Origin of the sequence: Amycolatopsis rubida, from assembly GCF_900115345.1 — a bacterium.
Classification (GTDB): Bacteria; Actinomycetota; Actinomycetes; order Mycobacteriales; family Pseudonocardiaceae; genus Amycolatopsis; species Amycolatopsis rubida.
In genome coordinates this window covers 103,545-125,733 of record NZ_FOWC01000017.1, presented here as the reverse complement: position 1 = coordinate 125,733, position 22,189 = coordinate 103,545, and the positions used below count along the sequence as shown (strand labels likewise).

Sequence of the window (22,189 nt, the reverse complement as noted above, 5' to 3'; positions counted from 1 at the left end):
CGGGAGATTCCGGTGAGAACAGTCATGATTCGCTGGCAAGCTGCGCTCATGCCTGCGCTCCTTCCACGACGGCCGCGACTGGCCGCTCCGCGGGGTAGTGGCAAGCCACGAGATGTCCGTCGCCCGACGGCTCAGGCGCGACCTCGAAGCAGTGCCCGCGAGCGGCGGGACAGCGGTTCGCGAACCGGCAGCCGGGCGGGAAGTCCGCCGGTGCGGGCACGATGCCCTTGATCTGGGTGAGCGTCGCTTCGTTCTCCTCCAACGACAGCACCGCGCTGAGCAGGCCACGCGTGTAGTGGTGCTGCGGCGCGCCGACGACGGCCGCGGTCGCGCCGGTCTCGGCGACCTGCCCGCCGTACATCACCACCACCCGGTCGGCGATGTCGGATACCAGCGCGAGGTCGTGCGACACCAGCACCAGCGCGAAGCCCAGTTCCTCCTGCAACCGCAGCAAAAGCGCCATGATCTGCGCTTGCACGGTCACGTCGAGCGCCGTTGTCGGCTCGTCGGCCACGATCAGCTTCGGGCCGCGGGACAATGCCATCGCGATCAGGACGCGTTGCCGTTGCCCGCCGGAGAGCTCGTGCGGATACGCCCGCAGCGTCCGGCCCGGATCGAGGTTGACCAGTTCCAGCAGCTCTTCCGGCGTGCGCGTGCCGCCGCGCCGGGTGAACTGCTTGAGCTGCGCGCGGATCGTCATCGCCGGGTTCAGCGAGCTGAGCGCGTCCTGGTACACCATCGCCAGGTCGTGCCCGAGGTGCCGGCGGCGGACGTTCGGCTTCAGGGTGAGCAGGTCTTCGCCGGCGAACCGGATCTCGCCGCTGAGCCGCGCGGTGTCCGGTTGCAGGCCCATGATCGACAGCGCGGTCAGCGATTTCCCGCAGCCCGATTCGCCGATCAGTCCCAGCACCTCGCCCGAACGGACCGAAAAGGACACTCCGTCGACGACGTTCACGCCGTTGTGCCGGTCCGGGAACGAGATCGCGAGATTCTCCACCGCCAGCACGGGTTCCCGGCCGGACAGCTCCCTCGCCTTCGCTGCCAGCCGTTGCCCGGCTTCGCGCAGGCCTCGCAGCGGCAGCACCGGAGCGGTGGTCTCCGGGGCCAGCTCGATGTGCTGTGCCGCTTCGGCCGCCTTCGCAGTGCGAGCCGACGGCGCGGCCCAAGCGTCGGAGATCCCCTCGGAGAGGACGTTCAACGCCAGCACCGTGGCCAGGATCAGCAGGCCGGGGAACAGCGTCGCCCACCAGCCGCCGGTCAGCACGAGGTCCTTGCCGTCCGACAGCACCGAACCCCACGACGGGTCGGGCGGCTGGATCCCCGCGCCGATGAACGACAGCGACGCCTCGAACACGATCGCGTCCGCCACCGTCACCGTGCAGTACACGAGGATCGGCGCGGCGCAGTTGACCGCGACGTGCCGGGCGAGGATGAACAGCCGTTTCGCGCCGATCACCCGCTCGGCCGCGACGTAGTCCTCGCCGTACTGCGCGAGCACGTTCGCCCGCACCACCCGCGCCACCGGAGCCATGTTGAGGAAGCCGATGGCGAGGATCAGCACGAGAATGCCGCGGCCGAACACCGCCACCAGCACCGCGGCGAGCGCGATGCCGGGGAAGGCCATCAGGATGTCGAGGACCCGCATGACCAGCCCGTCGGCCCGGCGGCCGGACGTCGCCGCGAACGACCCGACGACGACGCCCGCGACCAGCGCCAGCAGCGTCGCGCCGAGGCCGATCGCGAGCGACCAGCGGGTGCCCGCGACGAGCCGGGAGAAGATGTCGCGGCCGGACTGGTCGGTGCCGAACCAGTGCGCCGCGCTGGGCCCGCCGGTGTCGGTGCTGAGCAGGTCCGGATTGTGCGTGGCCACGACGGTGCCGAGGACCGCGACGAGCCCGAGCACGGTCAGCCCGCCCAGGGCGAGCCAGGAGGACAGGGGAAGCCGCCGGAACCGGACGCCGGGCCGGGAGAGCCGGGCGGTCAGGTCGGGGCGGAGGACCGGGCGCATCACGAGCGGCTCCGCAACCGGGGGTTGGCGACGAGGTAGAGCACGTCGACGATCAGGTTCACGAGCACGAACCCGGCCGCGATGGTGAGCACGAAGCCCTGCACCTTGGCGGTGTCGCCGTCCTGCACGGCCTGGATCATGTTCTGGCCCATGCCGGGCAGGGCGAACATCGTCTCGATCACCACCGCGCCGCCGAGCAGGTAGCCGACGCGCAGGCCGAGCACGGTCAGCGGGTTCACCAGTGCGTTGCGCAGCACGTTCCGCCCGACCACCACGACCGGCGGCAGCCCGCCGCCGCGTGCGGTGCGGACGTAGTCCTTGTCGAGTTCCTCGACCATGGAGGTGCGGATCACCCGGGTCAGCTGTGCGGCGACCGGCGCGGCCAGTGCGATCGCGGGCAGCGTCAGCGAGTTCAGCCAGCCGGAGAACGAATCCGCCGGGCTGACGTAGCCGCTGGTGGGGAACAGGCCCTTGCCGACCGCCAGCCACTGCACCAGCAGCAGCGCGATCCAGAACGCCGGGGCGGCGACTCCGGCGAGCGTCACGAACCGGATCAGGTGGTCCGGCCAGCGGCCGCGGAACAACGCCGAGGTCACGCCGAGCACAACCGAGACGACGAGCGCGAGCACCAGGCCCAGCAGGGTCAGCTGCACGGTGAGCGGGAGCGCGGTGGCGATGGTCTGGCCCACCGGCTCCTTGGTGATCACGCTCGTGCCGAAGTCGCCTTGCAGCAGATGCCACACGAAGTGCGCGTACTGCAGCGGCAACGGGTCGAGCAGGCCGTTCTGCTCGCGGAACCGCTGGAGCTGATCAGCGGTGGCGTTGGCTCCGTTGAACGCGGCCATCGCCGGGTCGACCGGCGAGAACCGCATCACGATGAACACGAACAGGATCACGCCGAGCAGCAGCGGGATCAGGGCGAGGATGCGGCCGGCCAGCATCCGCACGACGACTGTCACTTCGCGGGTCTCCTTCTCAGACCGGTTTGGCCTGGTTGAGGCAGATGCCCGGGTAGCCCTGGGCACGCACGCCGCTGATCGCCTTCGGGTCCCACGCGGTGCCCATCTGGGTGAAGACGATCGGGTAGATCACCGCCTGCTCGGAAATCTGGTCGAGCAACTGCTTGTACAGCCCGTCGCGCTCGGTCTCGTCGGTTTCCGCGGCGGCCTTGTCCTGCAACGCCAGCAACGCGTCGGTGTCGTCGCCGGTCCAGCGCGCGTACTTCGTCATGAGCACCGATTGCGCGTCGTAGTAGTAACGGATGAGCAGATCCGGGTCGTTGCCGAACTGCAATGGGTTGTTCGTGGTGGCCACGACCTGGAAGTCGTCGCCGTTGTCCAGTTTGGAGAACAGCGCCTTGGTGTCCTGGGAGTCCAAGGTGGTCTGCACGCCGATCGCGTCCCAGCCTTCCTTGATCACCTTGACGCAGTCGAGAACCAGTGAGGTGTTCGTTGTGGACAGCGAGATCTTGAGGCCGCTGACGCCCGCTTCGGCGAGCAGTTGCCTCGCCTTTTCCGGGTTGTGCTCGAAGCTCTGCGACGCGGGCTGCGAACCGGGCAGCTTGGGGTTGATGAACGACGTGCCCGCGGTGCCGGTGCCGCGCAAGCCGATCTCGATCATCTTCTTCTTGTCGATCGCGTAGTGCAGCGCTTGGCGGATCCGCTTGTCGGCGAACGGCGAGTGCTTGGTGTTGAAAAGCAGGAAAAGGTTGTTGCCGCCGTCGGCGAATTCGACTGTGCGGCCCGCCTTGCGCAGCTGCTCGGCGTTGGCGGGCGGGATGTTCTCCGCGATCTGCGCGTCCGGCTTGGCCCCGGAGATCGCCGCGACCCGCGGCGCGGAATCCACAATGGACTTCCAGAGCATCTTGTCGTACGCGGCCGGGCGCGGGCCGGAGTAACCGGCGAACTTCTCGAACGAGGTGTGCGACAGCGGGGCCTGCTCGGTGACCTTGTACGGCCCGGAGCCGACGACCTTGCCCGCGGCGGCGGCCTTCCAGTTGTTCTCGAACACGTGCTTGGGCACGATTTTGCAGATCTGGATCCGCTGCAGCGCGTACGGGAACGCGAACTTCAGGCCGAACTCAACTGTCTTCGCGTCGACCTTGGTGACCGACGCCAGCCACTGCGAGAAGAAGCTGTGGATGAGCACGTTCTCTTTCGGGTCGAGGACGCGGGCGTAGGTGAACACGACGTCGTCGGCGGTCACCGGCTTTCCGTCGTGCCACTTCGCGCCGTCGCGCAGCTCGAAGCGCAGCTTGGTGCTCTTGAGATCGGCAGGCAGCGCCTTGGCCAGTCCGGGGAACGGCTCCCGGGTGACCGGATCGCCCTCGACGAGCGATTCGTAGCTGTGCAGGATGGCCGCCATCGCGAACGCCGACGCGGTCTGCAGCGGGTCCCAGGTCTGGTTGTTGCCGTACCCGATCACCGCGGTGACGGAACCGGACGAACTGCCGGTCTTGTTGGTCGACGCGGGACCGCCGCACGCGGCGAGCGTCGACGAAACCGTTGCGGCAGCACCGGCGAGCCCGGCGTAGCGCAGCAGCGCGCGCCGGTTGAACGAAGTCCCCATGGCGGTTCGGGACATGGCGTCTCCTGACTTGATGCGGTGTTCCACCCAGAAAGCATCGAGAAGTAGGACGTGGGACGTCCTATGACTTGCCGGAACCCTAAGTCCCGTTCTCGCGCCGGTCAAGAGGCTTGTCCCCACCCGCGCGGGTGCAGCGGGGCAGGCCGGTCATGACGTAGGATGTCCTCCGATGGCGACGTGCCAGTGCAAGAAAGACATCCGGGAGACACGTGTGGCGCGCCCGCAACGCAGCGAAGAGATCACCAAGCAGATCATCGACCTGATCGTCGACCGGCAGCTGCCGACCGGCGCGCCGATGCCGACCGAACTGAGCCTCGCCGAGGACCTCGGGGTCAGCCGGAATTCGATCCGGGAGGCGGTCAAGGCGCTGCAGGCGCTCGGCATCGTCGAGGTCCGGCACGGGTACGGCACGTTCGTCGGCTCGGCGGGGTCGGAGGCGCTGCAGACGTGGCTGCTCTTCCGCACGCGCAGCCGCGGCAGCACCGACGCCGGACGGCTGCGCGACCTGCTCGAGGTCCGCGAGATGATCGAAACGGAGCTGACCAGCCGGGTCGCGCGCGACCACCGGCCGGAGCTGATCGGGCAGCTGCAGGCGTGCGTGGCGCGGATGCGCCGCAAGGGACCGGACGCGGCGGTGGCCGACCGCGAATTCCACGACCTCATCTGCGCCGAGGCGGGTTTCGGCCTGGCGCGCGAGCTGACCGGTTTGTTCTGGGACGTCTACCGGGCCGCGGAAGGCGAGATGGGCGGGCCGGTTTCGTCCGCTCCGGCCACTGCGAAACGGCACCAGGCGATCGTGGACGCGCTCGTGAGCGGCGACGCGGAAGCGGCCGCGCACGCGGTGCACCGGCATTTCGACGAGGTGCGCAAGCGCGCGAAAGCCGGTCGCTACGGCGGCTTCGGGGAGGCGCGGCCCGCGATTCCCGGTTCGGCCGCCAGCTGAGTGTGGCTAGTCTGGACAGGTGAGGACCCCGGAGATCGCCTTCCTGCCGCCGTCCGCCGCCGAGGACGCCGCGCTGGTGGCCCTGCTGACCGATCTGGTGAACACCGTCTACGCGAAGGCCGAGGCGGGATTGTGGGCCGGTCCGGCCGATCGGACCAACGCCGGGGAGATGGCCGGGCTGGTTCGCGCGGGGGAGATCGCGGTCGCCCGGCTCGACGAGGCCGTGGTGGGCTCGGTCCGGATCCAGCGGCTGGCCGAGGATCTCGGGGAGTTCGGCCTGCTCGCCGCTTCGCCGCAGGTGCGCGGCGCGGGGATCGGGCGGGAGCTGGTCCGGTTCGCGGAGAGGCACTGCCGGGGGCAGGGGTGCACGCGGATGCAGCTTGAGCTGCTGGTGCCGCGGGGGTGGACGCATCCGGCCAAGGAGTTCCTCGCGCAGTGGTACAGCCGGCTGGGATACCGGGTGGTGGAGACGTCGACGATCGACGGGCCGCATCCGGAGCTGGCGCCGCTGCTGGCTGCCCCGTGCGATTTTCTGATCTGGCACAAGGATCTCGGCTGATCTTGGCCGGGATGTCCGTCCGGTTGTGTCCTGGTGCCAATTCTGACCAGGTGGTAGGAATTGGCGAAAGCCCTCTACCGCTGGGAGTTGGCATGGGTGGACCTTCGGTGCAGCTGTACTCGGTGCGCGACGCGTTCGCGGCTGATCCGGACGGGACGTTGCGGCGGTTGGCGGCGATCGGGTTCAGCCGGGTGGAGCCGTACGGGGTGGTGGAGAACGTCGAGGCTCTCCGGGCGGGGCTGGCCGCGCACGGGTTGAGCGCGCCGACCGCGCATGCCGCGTTGGTCGGGAAGGACCAGCAGGCGGTGTTCGCGGCGGCTCGGGAACTGGGGATCGGGATCGTGATCGAGCCGTTGGTTCCGGCCGCGAGGTGGGGGAGTCCGGCGGATGTTTCGGATACTGCGTCCGCGCTCAATGCCGCGGCTGAGGTTGCTGCGGGATATGGGATTCGGGTGGGGTACCACAACCATTGGTGGGAGCTGGAAACGCGGATCGGCGGGCGCAGCGCGTTGGAGGCCCTCGCGGATCGGCTCGCTCCGGAGATCGTGCTGGAGATCGACGCCTACTGGGCCACGGCGGGCGGCGAGGACGCGCCCGCGTTGCTGCGCCGGCTGGGGAAGCGGGTGTGCGCGATCCATGTGAAGGACGGGTCGCTGGCGATCGACGCTTCTGGGCAGGTGCCCGCGGGGCAGGGGCGAGTGCCGCTGGGGGACGTGCTGGCTGCGGCTCCGGGGGCGTTGCGGGTGGTGGAGTTCGATCGGCACGAGGATGTTTTCGGGGGTATTGCGGAGAGTTTCGCTTATCTCGCCGGGGTGGGGGAGTGACTGTCGGGGTCGGGGTCGTCGGGGCCGGATTCATCAGCGATGCCTATTTGCAGAATTTGACCGCGTTTCCGGATCTCCGGGTCGTGGGGGTGGCTGATCTCGATCTGGACCGGGCTCGGGGGCAGGCGGCGAAATACGGGGTTTCCTGGAGCGGGTCGATGGCGGATCTGCTTGCGTCGCCGGAGGTTGAGATCGTCGTGAATCTGACTGTGCCGGCGGTGCATGTCGAGGTCAGTCTCGCGGCGGTCGAGGCGGGCAAGCACGTGTGGACGGAGAAGCCGATCGGGCTGGATCGGCAGACGGTGCGGAAGCTTCTCGGCCGGGCGCGGGAGAAAGGGGTGCGGGTGGCTGGGGCGCCGGATACCCTGCTCGGCGCCGGGCATCAGACCGCGCTTCGTGCGCTTGGCCGGATCGGGGCTCCTGTTGCGGCGTTGGCGTTGTTTCAGACGCCTGGGCCGGAGAGCTGGCATCCTGCGCCGGAGTTTCTGTTCCAGGCCGGGGGCGGGCCGTTGCTGGATATCGGGCCGTATTACCTGACGCAGCTGGTTCAGGTGTTCGGGGCCGTGCGAAAGGTGACCGGGGTCGGCGGGAAGGGGCGGGAGACTCGGGTGATCGGGTCCGGGCCTCGGGCTGGGACTGAGTTTCCGGTGACAGTGCCTACTACGGTGAGTGCGTTGATCGAGTTTGCGCGCGGGGGCAGTGCGCAGGTTTTGCTGACGTTTGATTCTGCGCTGCGGCGTACCGGGGTTGTCGAGGTTTCCGGTTCGCTGGGGACTGCGGTTTTGCCGGATCCCAATGGGTTTGGCGGGTCGACGGTGGTGCATCTTGCCGGGGGTGCGTCGCCGGAAGAGGTGACCGCGGTGGGGCATTCGGGTTCCCGCGGCACCGGGGTTCTCGATCTGGCCCGGTCGGTTCGGGGCGGGGGGATCGAGCGGGCTTCGGGGGAGATGGGTTATCACGTGCTGGACGTGATGGTGGCGGTTGAGGAGTCCATGGCGGGTGGGGTGGGGGTGGAGGTGAGCAGCCGGGTGGAGCCGGGGGAGCCGTTGCCCGTTGAGTGGGATCCGTTTGTGCGGACGTTGTGAGGGGTGGCTCGTCGCCTGGGGGCGACATTGCCTTTGGGGGCTGGGGTGGGGCACCCCGAAGGTTGATTGTGCTGACGGTTCGGGGGTGCTTGTCAAGGCGGGAAAGATGCCTTGACAAGCACCCCCGAACCGCAGGGGGGCTTCGGATCGGGGTGCGGGGGAGGGGCTGGGTGCCTCGATGGGTGGGTGGGTGCGCTGGCCGCGGTTTGGTAGTGGCTGCCTGGGTGGGTGCGCGGGCTGCGGTTGGGGTGCGCGTGGCTGGTGGCGGGTCGTGAGGGGAACCTGAGGGAATCAGAGTCAATGAGGGTTCCCCTCACGGACGGGAGGGCGGAAATCCGCCATCTGGGGGGCGGATTTCCGGATTCGGCTTAGTTCGGGAACAGGGGGACGGTCAGGAGAGTTTGCAGAGAGAGACGGAGGGAACCGACTGCATCTACGTGCGTGGGGGTGGTGAGCCACTGGACCTGGAGGCCGTCCATCAGTGCGACGAAGGTGAGTGCCGCCAAGTCCGGGTCTACGCCGGGGCGCAGCTCGCCTGTTTCGGCGAGCGCGTGGAACGACTGGGCGATGCTGTCGCGGGCCTCTCGGTAATGGCGGGCGAAGTAGGCGTGCGCGGGGTGGTCCTCCGACACTGCTTCGGCGGCGAGGCGCGAGTACACCTCGACGATGCCCCGGTGGCGGACGTTGTGCTCGGCCAGTGCGATGAAGCGGCGGAGGACTTCCAAACCGGGCGGGGCGGACAGTTGTTCTCGGACGGCGTCCTCGGCGTCGCGGCGTTCCAAGACCGCCGCGAGCAGTGCTTCCTTCGTCGGGAAGTGGTACAGCAAGCCGGCGTGGGTGATGCCTGCTCGTTTGGCTATTTCCCGCAGCGACGCACCGTGGTAGCCGGCCTCGCCATACACCGCGGCGGCCGCCGAAACGATGTCGTCGCGGCGGATTCTGCCCTTCAGGTAGCCCTCGCTCACGGGGCGGCGATCGGTTCGGCGTCCACCCGCCCATCATGCCCCAGCCCAGCCCGCACCCGTGTTCCCGACTGGACCCGACCCCCGAAGAGGAGCCGAGCCCGATGACCGAGCTTTCCCCGCCCCCGGTGCTGCCCCGCGCGGCGCGCGTCGCCACCTGGATCGTGTTCGCCCTGTGCGGGTTCGCGGTCGGCATGTGGGTGGTGCACATCCCGGTGATCGAACGCGCGACCGGCGTCTCGCACACCGCGCTCGGGGCGCTGCTGCTCGTGCTCGGCGGATCGGCGTTGATCGGGATGCAGGTCACCGGGCCGCTCGCGGACCGGTTCGGGCATCCGCGGGTGGTGTCCGTCGCGGGGGTGCTCGTCGGGGTCGCGGTGGTGCTGCCGGGGTTCGCGGCCAACTGGTGGACGCTCGGGCTCGCGCTCGCGGCGTTCGGCTTCTTCAACGGGTCGCTGGACGTCGCGATGAACGCGCAGGCGGTGGTCGTCGAACGCGCTTATCCGCGGCCGATCATGGCCGCCTTCCACGCGATGTGGTCGATCGGCGGTGCGATCGCGGCGGCCGTCGGCGCGGCGGTGCTGGGTGCGGGGGTGCCGACGGCCGTGTCGCTCGGCGGTACCGGAGTGCTGTGCATCGTGGTTTCGCTGGTGGTCCGCCGGTATCTGCTCGACTCGTCGGAGGAGACCGCCGAAGAAACCACCGAGGAAGCCAAACCGGCCCGCACCCCGATGCGCGTGGTGTGGCTGCTCGGTCTGCTGGCTTTCGCGCTGATGCTGTCCGAGGGCGTCGCGAACGACTGGGCCGCGCTGTATCTCCGAGACGGGCTGGGGACGTCCGAAAGCACCGCCGCCCTGGCCTACGGTTCGTTCGCGGTCGCGATGACGGTCGGCCGGTTCGCGACCGACCGAGTCGCCGCGCTGGCCGGTCCGGTCGCGGTGGTCCGTTACGGCAGCGGTCTCGCGGCGCTGGGGCTGGCGATCGCGTCGCTGGCGCCGTGGGTGCCGTTGTCGTTGTGCGGCTGGGCGTTGTTCGGGCTCGGGCTGTCCGGGGGCGTCCCGCAGTTGTTCACCGCGGCGGGCAACCTGGACAAACGCGCGTCGGGGGCGTTGATGGCGCGGGTGGTCGGCGTCGGGTACGTCGGGCTGCTGGCCGGTCCGGCGATCATCGGCGGGCTGGCGCACTGGGTGCCGTTGAACGTCGCGTTCCTGCTGCCGCTGGCATTGTGCGTGGTGGCGGTGGTGTTCGCGTCCGCGATGAAGCCCCGCGGCTGAGTCAGCGGGTACAGGCACGGGGCGGCAGCTTCTGGCCGCCGCCGGAAAGGGTGATCGTCCCGGACACCCCGCCGCCTGCCGCGAGCACGGTGCAGATGATCTGCGCGACCGCGTTCGGCGACAGTTCCCGGACGTTCACGCCGATCTCCGCGTCCGAGACCCCGATGGCGATCGGTTCGAACGACGGCGGAAGCTCCGTCGTGTAACCGCCGGCCCGTTCGTCCTCGTCCGGCCCTCGCTCCAGCGCGCGGACCCGGTCCGCGGCCACGTCGCCGACACCGGTGCGCACCACCGGCGCGACGTTCCCGTTCAGCACGAAATACACCGTCGCCGGGTGCCCGATGTTCCCGTTCGGCGGCCCGCTGGGCGCGTTCTCGCCGGGGATCACCCCGCTGGGCCGCACCCCGCACCCGCTCGCCAGCACCAAGACCGCGACCAGCGCCAGCACCCGCTTCATCGCCGCACCTCCCGAGGCAGCCACAACGTGAACACCGCACCGCCTTCCGGCCGGTTCCCGGCGACCAGTTCCCCGTGGTGCAACCGCGCGTTTTCCCAGGCGATCGCGAGCCCGAGCCCGCTCCCTTCCGACCGGCTGCGAGCGGTGTCCGCCTTGTAGAACCGGGAAAACACGTGCGGAAGCACCGCCTCGTCGAGACCAGGGCCGGAGTCCTCGACGGCGAGCGTGATCCCCGCCTGATCGCCCCGCAACCGGACAGTCACCGGTTCCGCGCCGTGCCGCAGGGCGTTCCCTACGAGATTGGCCACGATCACGTCCAGCCGGCGCGGATCGACCCGCGCCCGGATTCCTTCCGGCAGATCGGTTTCCACCGCGAAACCCCGCACTCGCAGCGTCGCCCGGATCGCCTCGGCCACGTCGATGTCGTCCACTTCGAGCGACGCGGTGCCGGAGTCGAACCGGGTGACCTCGATGAGATCGTTCACCAGCCGCGTGAGGTTGTGCGTCTCCTGGCTGACCAGCCGCACCGCCTCGCCCGCCGCGTCCGGCAGCCGCTTCGCTTCGGCATCGAGCATGTCGGTGACCGCGGTCATCGCGGCGAGCGGCGTGCGCAGTTCGTGTGACACGTCGGCGACGAACCGCCGTGCGTCGGCTTCCATCCGGCGCAGTTCGCCGACGTGGCGTTGCAGCGACTCGGCGGTCGAGTTGAACGTCTCGGCGACGCTGGCCAGTTCGTCACTGCCGCGGACGGCGATCCGGGCGTCGAGGTCGCCCGCGCCGAGCCTGCGGGCCGCGCGCTGCAGTTCGCCGACCGGCCGCAACACGCTGCCGGCGGCCAGTACGGCGAGGATCAAAGCCACCACCAGCGCGGCCCCGCCGGCGAGCCACGCGTCCCTGGCGAGCCGGTTCACCGCGTCGATTTCCGCGTCGAGATTGCGCAGCTCGTAGACCTCGATGCCGGACGGGATCGTCGGGTTCCGCCGGTCGCCGGTCGAGATCAGCAACGGCGCGCCCAGCACCAGCTGCGTCACGCCGCCGACGTCCACGCGCTGCCACGCGACCCGGCCGGACTTCATGACCTCCCGCAGTTCCGGCGTGATCACCGAGGCGGGCATGTCGCCCGCGCTGTGCCCACCGCTCGTCACCAGCGCGGAGTTCTTCCGGCCGTTGAGCCGTTCGGCGGCCGACTGCAGCGCGCTCGTGTCCACCGGCTGCCGGGGGAGCGGGTACAGCTGCTTGAGCTGGGTCGTCATCTCGACGGCGGCGTTGTCCTGGGTGCGCTGCAGGATCCCGTCCCGGGCCCGCACATAGCCGATCCCGGCGACGGCCAGCGCGGTGAACACGCTCAGCAGCGCGAACGCCACCAGCAGCCGGGTGCGCAGCCCGCGCAGCCGCCAGCCGGTCACAGCGGCCCGAAGCGATAGCCGAAACCGCGCAGGGTCTGGACGTACACCGGTTTCGCGGGATCGTCCTCGATCTTCGAGCGCAGCCGCTGCACACACGCGTCGACCAGCCGCGAATCGCCGAGATAGCCCTGATCCCACACGGATTCGAGCAACTGCTGACGGCTGAGCACGCGGCCGGGGGAGGAGGACAGTTCCAGCAGCAGCCGCAGTTCGGTCGGCGCGAGCCCGATCACCGCGCCGTGCTTGCTGACCACGAGACCCTCGCGGTCGATCGTCAGGTCGCCGTGCCGTTCCGGGCCCGGCTTCGTGTCCGGGCCGCGCGGTTCGCCGCCGGTCCGGCGCAGCACCGCGCGAATGCGCGCCTCCAGCACCCGGGCCTGCGCGGGCTTCACGACGTAGTCGTCGGCTCCGGCTTCGAGCCCGGCCACCACGTCGATGTCGTCGTTGCGCGCGGTGAGCATGATGATCGGCAGGTCGCCGGCCGCGCGGATGCGGCGGCAGACCTCGAAGCCGTCCATCCCGGGCAGCATGAGGTCGAGGACCACGACGTCGGCGGGGTCGCCGGCGAGCCGGGCGAGGCCTTCCTCGCCGGTCTCCACCGCGTCGACCGTGTGGCCCTGGTAGGTCAGGGCCAGCCGCAGGCCGTCGCGCACGGCCTGGTCGTCTTCGATCAGCAGCACCCTCGGCATGTCTCCCACTATCGCAGTCCGCCCGTCCGGCCGCCCGGACAGTCCACAGCGGACGGCCGGGGCCCCAGCCTGCCCGGCCCGGATCGCCGCCCGGTGCGTGCCGGGTCATCGTTCGGTAACAGCGCCGCCGCGGCGAACTGTTACAGAGCTGTCAAACTCCGAGCGCAGGGCGCGCACACTGGGGCCCGAAAGTGGACCCCATGATCGAGTCGCTTCGCCGGACCCGGGTCCTCGCGGTCGTCACCCGCCTCCTGGCGGTGGCGCTGCTCCCGGCGGCGTTCCTGCGTTCGCCCGGCCGCGGCCGTCACCTCGCCTGCCAGTGGGCGCTCGCGATGCGATACCCGGCCGAGGACCTCGCTGGCCTCAGCGAACCGGCCCGCGCGGCGTTCACCGCGGCGCGCACCGAGGCGTTCTGGCAGGATCGCCAGCTCATCGGCCTCACCTCCGGCCACCGCGACGCCGCCCACCAGCATCGGCTGTTCGCCGACGAGGTGCACCGCACCGGCTCCGTCGCCGCGGCCCGGCGCCGGGTGCTGCCGCCGCACGAATCGGCACACGTCCGCGGCACGGCGCTCGACGTGCGCCCGAGCGAGGGCGCGGCGTGGCTGGAGCGGAACGGGGCGGAGTACCGGCTGTATCGCCGTTACGACAACGAATGGTGGCACTTCGAGTACCACGCGGACACCGTGCCGATGCGGTTGCCGGACCCGGACGCGCTGCGCCCGCCTCCGCTGGCCCGGGTAGCCGGCTAGGGCGATTTCCCGGGCGCGGCACGGGATTCCAGGTATTTCCGCTCCGGCACGCTGAGGGTTTTCTGTGCCGCTGAACGGTAATAGGCCCGGGCTTGCCCGGGCTCGCCCGCCAGGTCGAGCAGGTGCGCGCGCACGACGTCGACGCGATGGTGCTCGGCCGGCCCGGCGATCTCGTCCAGCTGCCGCAACCCCTCGCGGGCGCCGTGCACCATCGCGACCGGGACGATCCGGTTCAGCGCCGCGACCGGACTCGGCGCGAGGGCGAGCAGCAGGTCGTAGAGGGCGAGGATCTGCGGCCAGTCGGTGTCCTCGGCCCGGGCCGCCTCGTCGTGCACGGCGGCGATCGCGGCCTGGAGCTGATACGGCCCGAGCTGGGCGGTGACCAGGGTTTTCCCGATCAGGTCGAGCCCTTCGGCGATCGCGGCGGAGTCCCAGCGGGAGCGGTCCTGTTCGGCCAGCGGCACGGCGGTGCCGTCCGGCCGGGTGCGCGCGGGCCGCCGGGCGTCGCTGAGCAGCATGAGCGCCAGCAGCCCGGCGGCCTCGCCGTCGTCGGGAACCCGCGCGTGCAGTTGCCGGGTCAGCCGGATCGCCTCGGCGGTCAGCTCGACCCGGTTGACCGCGGTCCCGGAGCTGGCGGTGTGCCCCTCGGTGAAGATCAGGTACAGCACCTGCAGCACCGCGGCCATCCGCTCGGCCCGTTCGCCCGGCGGCGGCATCCGGAACCGGGCCCCGCTGAGCCGTTTCTTCGCCCGGTTGATCCGCTGGCTCACGGTTTTCTCCGGAACCAGCAGCGCCCGGCCGATCTCCGCGGCGGTGAGGCCGCCGACCGCGCGCAGCGTCAACGCGAGCTGCGACGGCCTGCCGAGTTCGGGGTGACAGCACAGCATCAGCAGGGTCAGCGTGTCGTCCTCAGCCGGGGCCGGTTCCGGTCGCGGCACCGCCTGCCCGGCGGCCGTGTGCTCGCGCTGCCGCCGGGCGGAATCGCTGCGCTCGATGTCGATGCGCCGGCGCGCGGCCGCGGTGATCAGCCAGCTCCTGGGATTGTCCGGCAGGCCCTGCTCCGGCCATTTCACCGCGGCGGACAGCAGCGCTTCCTGCACCGCGTCCTCGCAAAGCGCGAAGTCGCCGAACCGGCGGCAGACGGCGGTGAGCACCTGCGGCGCGAGATCGCGCAGGAGCTGCTCGAAGCCGGGCGGGGGAGTCAGAGGTCCAGCTCTTTCACGGTGCGCAGCGGCCGGACCTCGATCTTGCCGTACACCGCGTCCGGGACCCGTGCGGCGTGCTCCAGCGCCCGGTCCATGCTCTCGCATTCGACCAGGTAGAAGCCGACCAGATGCTCCTTGACCTCGGCGAACGGCCCGTCGCTCGGCACCGCCCTGCCGTGGCGCACGGTGACGCACTTGGCCTCGGCGGGATCGGCCAGCCCGTCGCTGAGCACCAGTTCGCCGGACTCTTCGAGCGCCCGGTCGAGCGTGAGGTGACTCCGGCCGAACTCGGCCTTCTGCTCGTCCGAGAACTCCTCCCACAGCGCCCGGAACCGCGGGTTGCTGTGGATCATGATCAGGTACCGCACGACGGCTCCCTCCGAAAACTTTTTCGCCGCCGGTGTCGCCTCGCGGATTCCGGCTCCGACGTCCCCCGTGCACATGCCAGCTGAAGAAGGAGCATAGCCGTGCGGAAGATCGTGGCCGGACTGTCGGTATCGCTGGACGGCGTGACCGAGTCGCCGCCCGGGTGGATGATGCTGAACCACGAGGCGGACGAGGTGATCCGCGCCAGCATCGCCGAATCGGACGCCGTGCTGCTCGGCCGGAACACCTACGCGGACTTCGCCCGGAGGTGGCCGGGGCAGGGCGGCTCGTCGCCGATGGCCGCGTTCCTGAACAACACCCCGAAGTACGTCGTTTCGAGCACGCTCACCGAAGTGCGCTGGAGCGGTTCGAGGCTGCTCGGCACCGATGTGGCGGCTGAGCTGAACGCGCTGAAGCGCAAGCGGGGCAAGAACATCCACATTCCCGGCAGCCCGCGGCTGGTGCGGTCGCTGCTGCCGGCGGGTTTGCTCGACGAGCTGAACCTGCTGATCCACCCGATCGTGCTCGGCTCGGGCGCGCGGCTGTTCTCGGAGGTCTCTTCCCGGGCCGACCTCGAACTCATCGCTTCCCGGACGTTCGGCAACGGCGTCCTCTCGGTGACTTACCGCCCGAAGCACTGACAATTCTCCGGAGGAAAAATGGTCGACACCAGTAAAGCATTCAGCGGTTTCTCCGTGGACGACATCCCGGCCGCGCGGAGGTTCTACGCCGAGACGCTCGGCATCGAGGTCACCGAAAACTGGGGGATGCTGCGGCTGCGTCTCGCCGAAGGACGCGAAGTGCTCGTCTACCCGAAGGGCGACAAGCACGTTCCGGCCGAGTACACCATGCTCAACTTCCCGGTGGACGACATCGACCAGGCGGTCGCGGACCTCGGCGCTGCCGGGGTTTCCTTCGAACCGTTCGACGGCGTCGACGAACAAGGCATTTTCCGGCTCGGCGGGCCACTGATCGCGTGGTTCCGCGATCCAGCCGGGAATATTCTTTCGGTGCTTCAGGAAAACTGATTCCAGGACCGCGAAACCGAAGGTGCCGCAGCGCGCGCCCGGATGGGAAGCTGGAGGCAGGACGACAGTTTCGGGTCCGGCCGGCCTGAACTGACGGCGAGCGTTCGCGCCGGCGGCGGTGATCGTGGTCGCTTCGGCAATGGGCTTCGTCCGGGCTTTCGAGATGCCCGGAGCGGACTCGACGGGTTCACCGGGTTCGACGGCCCGGCCGGCGGCTGCCCGGCATGGCGATCGCCGACCTGCCGGAAATGGTCGTCGCAGGCGCGGCAGAGCGCTGTCCTGCCTCAGCCGGCGATCGCGGCGGTCGCCGCCGCGCTGACGATCGGCATCAGCAAGACGTCGACGTTGGGTTTCGTCATCTCCGGCCTGCGTGCGGAATACGGCATCGACGCCTCGACCGCGTCGCCGCCGGCGGTGAGCGGGCTGTCCGGCACCGCGCTGGGCGCGTTGCTGTGCAGCCGGCCGGCCTGTTATCCGCTCGCCATGCTCGGGTTCGCCGCCACCGGCATGGTGCGGCATCATGCCGGTGGCGGTGAGCTGGCTCCGATGCTGAGCACAGTGCTCAGCGACCGGGAACGGCGGCGACCGGCCTGTCGATCCTCGCGACCGCGACCGGCTGCCTGGTCGCGTCCGGTTCGGCGTGGTGGCTGGAGCGGGTCCTCGGCTGGCGGGTGCTGTGGCTCGTCGGCGCACCGACCGGGCCGCTGCTGGCCGCCGCGGCAGCCGTCGTCCCGGATCAGCGAAGCACCCCGCGCACCGGCGGGCCTCTCGCTGAGCACTGCGAACGCCTTGCCGACCGGGTCGGCGGTGGCGATGGAGCTGTGCGCGGGACTGCTGGCGCCCGCCTGCCGCCGGGCCGGTCCACCTCTGTCCACGGTGGTCAGAATCGCCGGGCGAACGGCAGCGGACGGCGCATCCGCACCAGCAGCAGCAACGGAATCAGCACGTAGGGGAGGTTGAACGCGAGGAACTTGCCCGGGTTGCCGGTGCGCGTCGCCGGGTCGCCGAAGAACTCGACGCCGAACACGACGATCCCGGTGAGCGTGCCGATCATCGTCGCGTAGACCACCGCGAACAGCTGGATCCCGTTGCGGCCCGCGACCAGGCACCAGACGAGCACGACGTAGAACGGGAGGTAGCCGAACGCCGACAGCCCGGTGACGATCCGCATCCAGTCCGGCGGGTGCATGAACAGCGGGTCGGCGTCGTGGGCGTACCAGTAGTTGGAGTCGACGAAGAAGTTGCCGGTCGGGCGCGAGAAGTCGACGCCGATCGTCGGCAGCAGGTCGCTGATCAACGACGTCACCGTGAACGCCGAGAAGATCACCGCGAAGAAAATGTCGATCTTGCGCTCGCGCAGGGGCAGGTTCGCCGTCGTGGTGCCCATCGGGGAGAGTGTAGGGCGTCGCTCCGGCGATTTCGGCAGTACAGTCGCGGTCATGAACGCGTTCCAGGTGTGCCTCTGGGTGTTCGCGGGCGGGTGCGCCGGCTGCTGGCTGTTGTCGGTGCTCACCAGGGAGTACTCCTGGGTGGACCGGATCTGGTCGGTCGTCCCGGTGGTCTACGCCGGGATCTTCGCCGGTCACGCGGGGTTCGCGGACGCGCGCCTGAACCTGCTGTTCGCGCTCGTGTTCCTGTGGGGCGCGCGGCTGACGTTCAACTACGGCCGCAAGGGCGGCTACGCCCCCGGCGGCGAGGACTACCGCTGGGCGGTGCTGCGCGGCCGGATGGCTCCGTGGCAGTTCCAGCTGTTCAACCTCTTCTTCATCACGCTCTACCAGAACGTGATCCTGCTGCTCATCACGCTTCCCGCGTGGACCGCGCTGGACCACCGGACTCCGCTGGGCGCCGCCGACCTCGTGCTGGCTGTCGTGTTCGTGGCCTGCCTGGCCGGCGAGACGATCGCGGACCAGCAGCAGTGGAACTTCCACCAGTGGAAGAAGCGCGAGACGGCCGCCGGGCGCACCCCCGGCCCGCGGTTCGCGCAGACCGGGCTCTTCCGGTTTTCCCGCCACCCCAACTTCTTCTTCGAGCAGGCGCAGTGGTGGCTGGTGTTCCTGATCGGCGTCTCCGCGGCGGGCGCGGTCACCTGGACGATCGCCGGCGCGGTCCTGCTCACGGCACTGTTCATCGGTTCGACGATCTTCACCGAGAGCATCACCCTCGGCCGCTATCCCGAGTACGCGGACTACCAGCGGCGCGTTTCGCCGATCGTGCCGTGGTTCCCGCGCCGGGCCGACCGGCGCGGGAGCGCCGTCGGGTCCACGTCGGACTGAGCACTGGCGGTATGTGACCGCCCTCACGGCAATGCCGTGAACCTCCCCGGTGTCCGATGAGTCGGAAGGGATACCGTTCGCCCGGTAGGGTCACGGTTCACACGACTGGGGGTAGTTTCATGATCGGTTTCGAAACCGACCTCGACGACCTGCGCAAGGCGAGCGGGTTCGTCGCGGTCGCCGGGGACGCGGCGGAGACCGCGCGCGGCGGCGTGCGCGGGCTGGACCTGCCCGACGCGGTCGGCCCGGCCGCCATCATCGGTTCGATCGACCTGTTCGGCGGCGGCCCGACCACCGCGTTCGGCGGATCGCTCGGCATGCCCAAGATCGCGGCGGCGTACGAGAACCACCGCGCGAAGGTGGAGGAAGCGCTCGCGAAGCTGGCCTACACGACGCATCAGGCGAGCGAAGCGCTCAAGCGCGTGGCCGAGCTGTACGAGGCGTCGGACGCCGAGGCGCAGTCCGCGGTGCGGCGCGCGGGCGGGGAGGTGCGCTGACGTGAGCGAGCAGGAAGACTACTTCGGGCTCAGCGGCGGCGCGGACGGCCGTCCGCGCGCGGAACTGCTCGAAGGCATCAGCGAGGACCTGCACAAGGGTGCCAACGACGCGCTCGACGGGCTGGAATTCCTGCGCTACGCGGAGTTCTTCAAATTCTCCGCGATGAAAGAACTGTACGAGGCGTACCAGGACAAGGTCACCGAGGTCTTCCGGGAGTTCTCCGAGGCCGACCTCAAGGACACCGGCGGCGGCCTGCAGTCGATGATCAACTCGTACGAGCCGGTGTGGAAGAACCTCAGCCGCGGGTCGATCACCGAACTGCGCCGGGCGAAGGAACTGCTGGGCTCCTGGCGCGGCAACGCGGCCGAGGACGTCAAGACCTACCTCGACCGGCTGTCGGAGGCCTACGAGGCGCTCGCCGCCGAGATCACGGTCGTGGAGAGCGACATCGTCGCCGCCCGCGACGGCGTGTGGGCCGCGCGGGACGACCTCGGCTCGCTCGCGCTGACGTTCCGGGAAACGGCGGAGAAGTACCAGAAGGAGAAGGCCGAGGAGGGCGAAATCTCCTGGTCCAAGGTCGCGGCGGTGGCTTTCACCGGCGCGCTGGTCGGGATGCTCGCCGTGGTCGCCACCCCGGCGGGAGCCGCGGCCGCGGCCGGCGGCCTGTCGATGAGCGCGGTCGGAGCGCAGGCCGCGGTCGCGGGTGCGGGAGCCGGGCTCACCGAGGTGACGGCGCAGGCCTCGGCGAAGGTGGAAGGCGACAACGCGGACGACATCTTCGAGAGCTTCCTCGGCGGGGTGGACAAGATCCGTTCGCACATGCGGGAGTCGGCGGGCCGGCTCGCGGACAAGATCCACGAGAAGTCGGTCAACCTGCCTCCGGTGCCGAACCCGCCCGACGTGAGCCCCGGCGATTCGTTCGACCCGGCCAACTTCGAGACCTCGAACACCCCGAAGGGCACCGAAAAGCGGGTCCGGGACCGGAACGTCGACATCGCGCCGGACGGTTCGGTGTCGCGGCCGTTGTCGCCGTCCGCCATGGACTGACGTGCCCAGTCCGGAAGAACTGATCCAGGCGCTGTCCGCGTTGTCGGTCGAGGCGTCCTCGCCCGGCAACGCGGTCACCGCCACGGTCAACACCGACGGTGTCCTTACTGGACTGAAACTCTCCGGCACAGCACGGAATCTGCCGCCGGACGAGCTGGCCGCGCTGGTGCTGCGCACATACGCCGAAGCGCAGCGGGAATCGGCGAACCGCACGGCGGCGCTGCTGGCTCCGCTCGGCACCCGCGGATACGTGATGGACCGCCTGAAGTGGCGGGCCGGGTTCGAGCCCGACGTCCCCCCGGCAGCTCCGGCTCCTCGACGACTCGCTCCGCCCGCTGAGAGGAGGCCGTCTGCGGCACCTGTCGAGCCGAAACCCGCTGCCGCGCCCGAGAAGCCCGCAGCGTCTCGGCAACCGGCGGCCGGATCCGCTGTGCAAGGCGAGGGCGACTACCTCCGCAACCGCACCTCCGACCCCGAGCTTCCGGCGGAACCGGAGCGCCCGGTGAGCGACGAGGATTGGTACGAGGCCGGTGTGCGGTTCGACGAGGCTTGGTAGCTGTTCAGCCGAGGGTGCCTTCGTCGCCGAGCAGTTTGCGCAGGCCGGGGAGCAGGGCGGAAAGGTCTTTGCCGGTCCGGAAAGCGACGACTGTGGTCTCTGTCTCGCCGGTGTTGCCGAACAGTGCGACCGTGTCCGCCATCGCGGCGTCGAAGGCGGCCTCCGGGTCCGTCGCCTGCCCGCGCAGCCACCGCCGAAGCACGTGGTTGTGCGCCGTCACCACTGCCGCCGCCATGAGTTCGGCGCGCAACGCGGTCTCTTCGCCGCCGCCCATCCAGCGGTGGACGAATTCCTGGAACAGTCGTTGATACTGCCGCGTGCCCGCGATCTCCCGCGCTCGTAGTGCTGGCACGCTGCGAGTGAGCCGGTAGCGCGCCAGCGCGAGGTCGCCTTCCGCGACGTAATGCCGCAGCACCAGCCGCGCGGCTTCGGTGACCGCGACGATCGCGGTGCGCGGGTCGGAGCCGGCCAGCCGGGCCTCGATCGCGCTCAGCAGCACCTCGTGGTCGGGGAAGATCACGTCCTCTTTGGACCGGAACGCGCGGAAGAACGTGCTGCGCCCGACGCCCGCGCGGTCGGTGATGTCGTCCACCGTCGTCTGGTCGTAGCCGCGTTCCTCGAACAGCGCGAACGCGGCCTCGGTCAGCCGTTGCTTGGCCGGTTTCTCGGGCATCGGGCCGCCTTTCGCACGCACGCTGCGGCCAGCCTAATCGGACGCGGCGCCCCGGCAGCAGGGTGAGGTGGGCCACCCCGCTCTCGCCTACTCGCCGGTACTGAGTACCGTAATCATGAAACCAAGTACCGGAGGGATGGGTGAGGCACGTGGAGCTCGTCGGCGTGGTCGGCTGCGGCCAGATGGGGGCGGGGATCGCCGAGGTGTGCGCCCGGGCCGGGCTGGACGTCGTGGCGGTCGAATCGAGCCGGGCGGCCGCCGAAGCGGGCCGGGCGCGGCTGGAGGCGTCGCTGGGGCGGGCCGAGCGCAAGGGGAAGATCGCGTCCGCGGCCGAGGTGCTGGAGCGGATCCGGATCACCGAGGACCTCGACGAGCTGGCCGACCGCACGCTCGTCGTCGAAGCGATCGTCGAGAACGAGGCGGTCAAGGCGGAGCTGTTCACGAAGCTGGACAAGATCGTCGCCGCGCCGGACGCGGTGCTCGCCTCCAACACCTCGTCGATCCCGATCATGAAGCTCGGCACCGCGACCGGGCGCCCGGCACAGGTGCTCGGCATCCACTTCTTCAACCCGGTCCCCGTGCTGCCGCTGGTCGAACTGGTGCCGAGCCTGCTCACCGGCGAGGAGACCACCGGCCGCGCGCGGAAGTTCGCCGAGGAGACCCTCGGCAAGCACGCCATCCTGTGCCAGGATCGCGCCGGATTCGTGGTGAACGCGCTGCTGATCCCGTTCATCCTCGCCGCCGTCCGCATGCTGGAGTCCGGCTTCGCGACGAAGGAAGCCATCGACGAGGGCCTCGTGCGCGGTGCCGCGCACCCGCAGGGCCCGCTCGCGCTGGCCGACCTGATCGGCCTGGACACCACGAAGGCGGTCGCGGAATCGCTGTACGAGGAGTTCAAGGAGCCGCTGTACGCGCCGCCGCCGCTGCTGGCCCGCATGGTCGACGCCGGCCTGCTTGGCCGCAAGACCGGCCGCGGCTTCTACACCTACTGAGTT

The 22,189-nt window shown here is 70.0% G+C and carries 25 protein-coding genes; 13 read left to right on the top strand and 12 right to left on the bottom strand.

The window, feature by feature from the left end; genetic code table 11:
• Positions 1–46: 46 nt before the first annotated feature.
• The 3 genes from BM362_RS39705 to BM362_RS39695 are packed head-to-tail and all read right to left on the bottom strand — an operon-like array spanning position 47 to position 4,591.
• Positions 47–2,008: a dipeptide/oligopeptide/nickel ABC transporter permease/ATP-binding protein gene (locus BM362_RS39705; protein WP_093576651.1), complete on the bottom strand. Its 1,962-nt coding sequence runs from the start codon at positions 2,006–2,008 to the stop codon at positions 47–49.
• On the bottom strand, positions 2,008–2,967 hold the full coding sequence (locus tag BM362_RS39700) for an ABC transporter permease (RefSeq protein WP_093576650.1): 960 nt from the start codon (positions 2,965–2,967) through the stop codon (positions 2,008–2,010). Before BM362_RS39700 ends, BM362_RS39705 begins: the two co-directional genes overlap by 1 nt.
• A gap of 16 nt (positions 2,968–2,983) precedes the next feature.
• The gene (locus tag BM362_RS39695; protein WP_093576649.1) at positions 2,984–4,591 is read right to left on the bottom strand and encodes an ABC transporter substrate-binding protein; all 1,608 of its coding nucleotides are present in this window, start codon (positions 4,589–4,591) and stop codon (positions 2,984–2,986) included.
• A 214-nt stretch (positions 4,592–4,805) separates the two neighbouring features.
• Between BM362_RS39695 and BM362_RS39690 the strand changes: the two genes are divergently transcribed.
• The 4 genes from BM362_RS39690 to BM362_RS50140 all read left to right on the top strand — a co-directional run bounded on the left by BM362_RS39690 (position 4,806) and on the right by BM362_RS50140 (position 8,005).
• Positions 4,806–5,537: a FadR/GntR family transcriptional regulator gene (locus BM362_RS39690; RefSeq protein WP_067586739.1), complete on the top strand. Its 732-nt coding sequence runs from the start codon at positions 4,806–4,808 to the stop codon at positions 5,535–5,537.
• 19 nt (positions 5,538–5,556) lie between these two features.
• A complete protein-coding gene (locus tag BM362_RS39685) occupies positions 5,557–6,096 on the top strand; it encodes a GNAT family N-acetyltransferase (protein WP_093576648.1) in 540 nt (179 codons plus the stop codon).
• Between the two features lie 92 nt (positions 6,097–6,188).
• Positions 6,189–6,920: a sugar phosphate isomerase/epimerase family protein gene (locus BM362_RS39680; RefSeq protein ID WP_093576647.1), complete on the top strand. Its 732-nt coding sequence runs from the start codon at positions 6,189–6,191 to the stop codon at positions 6,918–6,920.
• Complete coding sequence (locus BM362_RS50140; protein WP_067586747.1) at positions 6,917–8,005, top strand: Gfo/Idh/MocA family protein; 1,089 nt, start codon at positions 6,917–6,919, stop codon at positions 8,003–8,005. The genes BM362_RS39680 and BM362_RS50140 overlap by 4 nt, the downstream gene beginning before the upstream one ends.
• A 368-nt stretch (positions 8,006–8,373) precedes the next feature.
• Here the strand turns inward: BM362_RS50140 and BM362_RS39670 are convergent, their stop codons facing one another.
• Complete coding sequence (locus BM362_RS39670) at positions 8,374–8,970, bottom strand: TetR/AcrR family transcriptional regulator (RefSeq protein ID WP_093576646.1); 597 nt, start codon at positions 8,968–8,970, stop codon at positions 8,374–8,376.
• Positions 8,971–9,071: 101 nt separating this feature from the next.
• Between BM362_RS39670 and BM362_RS39665 the strand changes: the two genes are divergently transcribed.
• Positions 9,072–10,241: an MFS transporter gene (locus BM362_RS39665; RefSeq protein WP_093576645.1), complete on the top strand. Its 1,170-nt coding sequence runs from the start codon at positions 9,072–9,074 to the stop codon at positions 10,239–10,241.
• A 1-nt stretch (position 10,242) separates the two neighbouring features.
• Here the strand turns inward: BM362_RS39665 and BM362_RS39660 are convergent, their stop codons facing one another.
• The 3 genes from BM362_RS39660 to BM362_RS39650 are packed head-to-tail and all read right to left on the bottom strand — an operon-like array spanning position 10,243 to position 12,793.
• Entirely contained in the window at positions 10,243–10,698 is a 456-nt protein-coding gene (locus BM362_RS39660) for a hypothetical protein (RefSeq protein ID WP_208865472.1), read from the bottom strand.
• Positions 10,695–12,104, bottom strand: a complete 1,410-nt coding sequence (locus BM362_RS39655) for a sensor histidine kinase (RefSeq protein ID WP_067586756.1) — start codon at positions 12,102–12,104, stop codon at positions 10,695–10,697. Before BM362_RS39655 ends, BM362_RS39660 begins: the two co-directional genes overlap by 4 nt.
• A complete protein-coding gene (locus tag BM362_RS39650) occupies positions 12,101–12,793 on the bottom strand; it encodes a response regulator transcription factor (protein ID WP_067586759.1) in 693 nt (230 codons plus the stop codon). The genes BM362_RS39655 and BM362_RS39650 overlap by 4 nt, the downstream gene beginning before the upstream one ends.
• Positions 12,794–12,993: 200 nt before the next feature.
• On the opposite strand from BM362_RS39650, the gene BM362_RS39645 reads away from it, so the two are divergent.
• Complete coding sequence (locus tag BM362_RS39645) at positions 12,994–13,545, top strand: M15 family metallopeptidase domain-containing protein (protein ID WP_093576643.1); 552 nt, start codon at positions 12,994–12,996, stop codon at positions 13,543–13,545.
• On the opposite strand, the gene BM362_RS39640 is transcribed toward BM362_RS39645, so the two are convergent.
• Both BM362_RS39640 and BM362_RS39635 read right to left on the bottom strand, forming a co-directional pair.
• Positions 13,542–14,750, bottom strand: a complete 1,209-nt coding sequence (locus BM362_RS39640; protein ID WP_093576673.1) for an RNA polymerase sigma factor — start codon at positions 14,748–14,750, stop codon at positions 13,542–13,544. The two genes, BM362_RS39645 and BM362_RS39640, sit on opposite strands and share 4 nt — an antisense overlap.
• Entirely contained in the window at positions 14,747–15,118 is a 372-nt protein-coding gene (locus BM362_RS39635; RefSeq protein WP_067587057.1) for a YciI family protein, read from the bottom strand. The genes BM362_RS39640 and BM362_RS39635 overlap by 4 nt, the downstream gene beginning before the upstream one ends.
• Before the next feature lie 99 nt (positions 15,119–15,217).
• Between BM362_RS39635 and BM362_RS39630 the strand changes: the two genes are divergently transcribed.
• Positions 15,218–15,757 (top strand): dihydrofolate reductase family protein, encoded by a 540-nt coding sequence (locus BM362_RS39630; protein WP_093576641.1) that lies wholly within the window; start codon positions 15,218–15,220, stop codon positions 15,755–15,757.
• 18 nt (positions 15,758–15,775) lie between these two features.
• A complete protein-coding gene (locus BM362_RS39625) occupies positions 15,776–16,144 on the top strand; it encodes a VOC family protein (RefSeq protein WP_093576640.1) in 369 nt (122 codons plus the stop codon).
• Positions 16,145–16,428: 284 nt separating this feature from the next.
• Here the strand turns inward: BM362_RS39625 and BM362_RS47925 are convergent, their stop codons facing one another.
• Positions 16,429–16,578, bottom strand: a complete 150-nt coding sequence (locus BM362_RS47925; RefSeq protein WP_167545608.1) for a hypothetical protein — start codon at positions 16,576–16,578, stop codon at positions 16,429–16,431.
• Between the two features lie 446 nt (positions 16,579–17,024).
• The gene (locus BM362_RS39620) at positions 17,025–17,531 is read right to left on the bottom strand and encodes an EXPERA domain-containing protein (protein ID WP_093576639.1); all 507 of its coding nucleotides are present in this window, start codon (positions 17,529–17,531) and stop codon (positions 17,025–17,027) included.
• Between the two features lie 52 nt (positions 17,532–17,583).
• Between BM362_RS39620 and BM362_RS39615 the strand changes: the two genes are divergently transcribed.
• The 4 genes from BM362_RS39615 (at position 17,584) to BM362_RS39600 (ending at position 20,521) form a co-directional block, all read left to right on the top strand.
• Positions 17,584–18,420, top strand: a complete 837-nt coding sequence (locus BM362_RS39615; RefSeq protein ID WP_093576638.1) for a DUF1295 domain-containing protein — start codon at positions 17,584–17,586, stop codon at positions 18,418–18,420.
• Positions 18,421–18,539: 119 nt separating this feature from the next.
• On the top strand, positions 18,540–18,917 hold the full coding sequence (locus BM362_RS39610; protein WP_208865470.1) for a hypothetical protein: 378 nt from the start codon (positions 18,540–18,542) through the stop codon (positions 18,915–18,917).
• Between the two features lies 1 nt (position 18,918).
• Positions 18,919–19,965: a hypothetical protein gene (locus BM362_RS39605; protein WP_067586780.1), complete on the top strand. Its 1,047-nt coding sequence runs from the start codon at positions 18,919–18,921 to the stop codon at positions 19,963–19,965.
• 1 nt (position 19,966) lies between these two features.
• A complete protein-coding gene (locus BM362_RS39600; RefSeq protein ID WP_067586783.1) occupies positions 19,967–20,521 on the top strand; it encodes a YbaB/EbfC family nucleoid-associated protein in 555 nt (184 codons plus the stop codon).
• A 4-nt stretch (positions 20,522–20,525) separates the two neighbouring features.
• Here the strand turns inward: BM362_RS39600 and BM362_RS39595 are convergent, their stop codons facing one another.
• On the bottom strand, positions 20,526–21,194 hold the full coding sequence (locus BM362_RS39595; protein ID WP_093576636.1) for a TetR/AcrR family transcriptional regulator: 669 nt from the start codon (positions 21,192–21,194) through the stop codon (positions 20,526–20,528).
• 140 nt (positions 21,195–21,334) lie between these two features.
• Here BM362_RS39595 and BM362_RS39590 point away from each other — a divergent pair, with 140 nt between their 5' ends.
• Positions 21,335–22,186 carry a 3-hydroxybutyryl-CoA dehydrogenase gene (locus BM362_RS39590; RefSeq protein WP_198545457.1) on the top strand — a complete coding sequence of 284 codons (852 nt, stop codon included), beginning with the start codon at positions 21,335–21,337 and terminating at the stop codon, positions 22,184–22,186.
• Positions 22,187–22,189 lie beyond the last annotated feature (3 nt).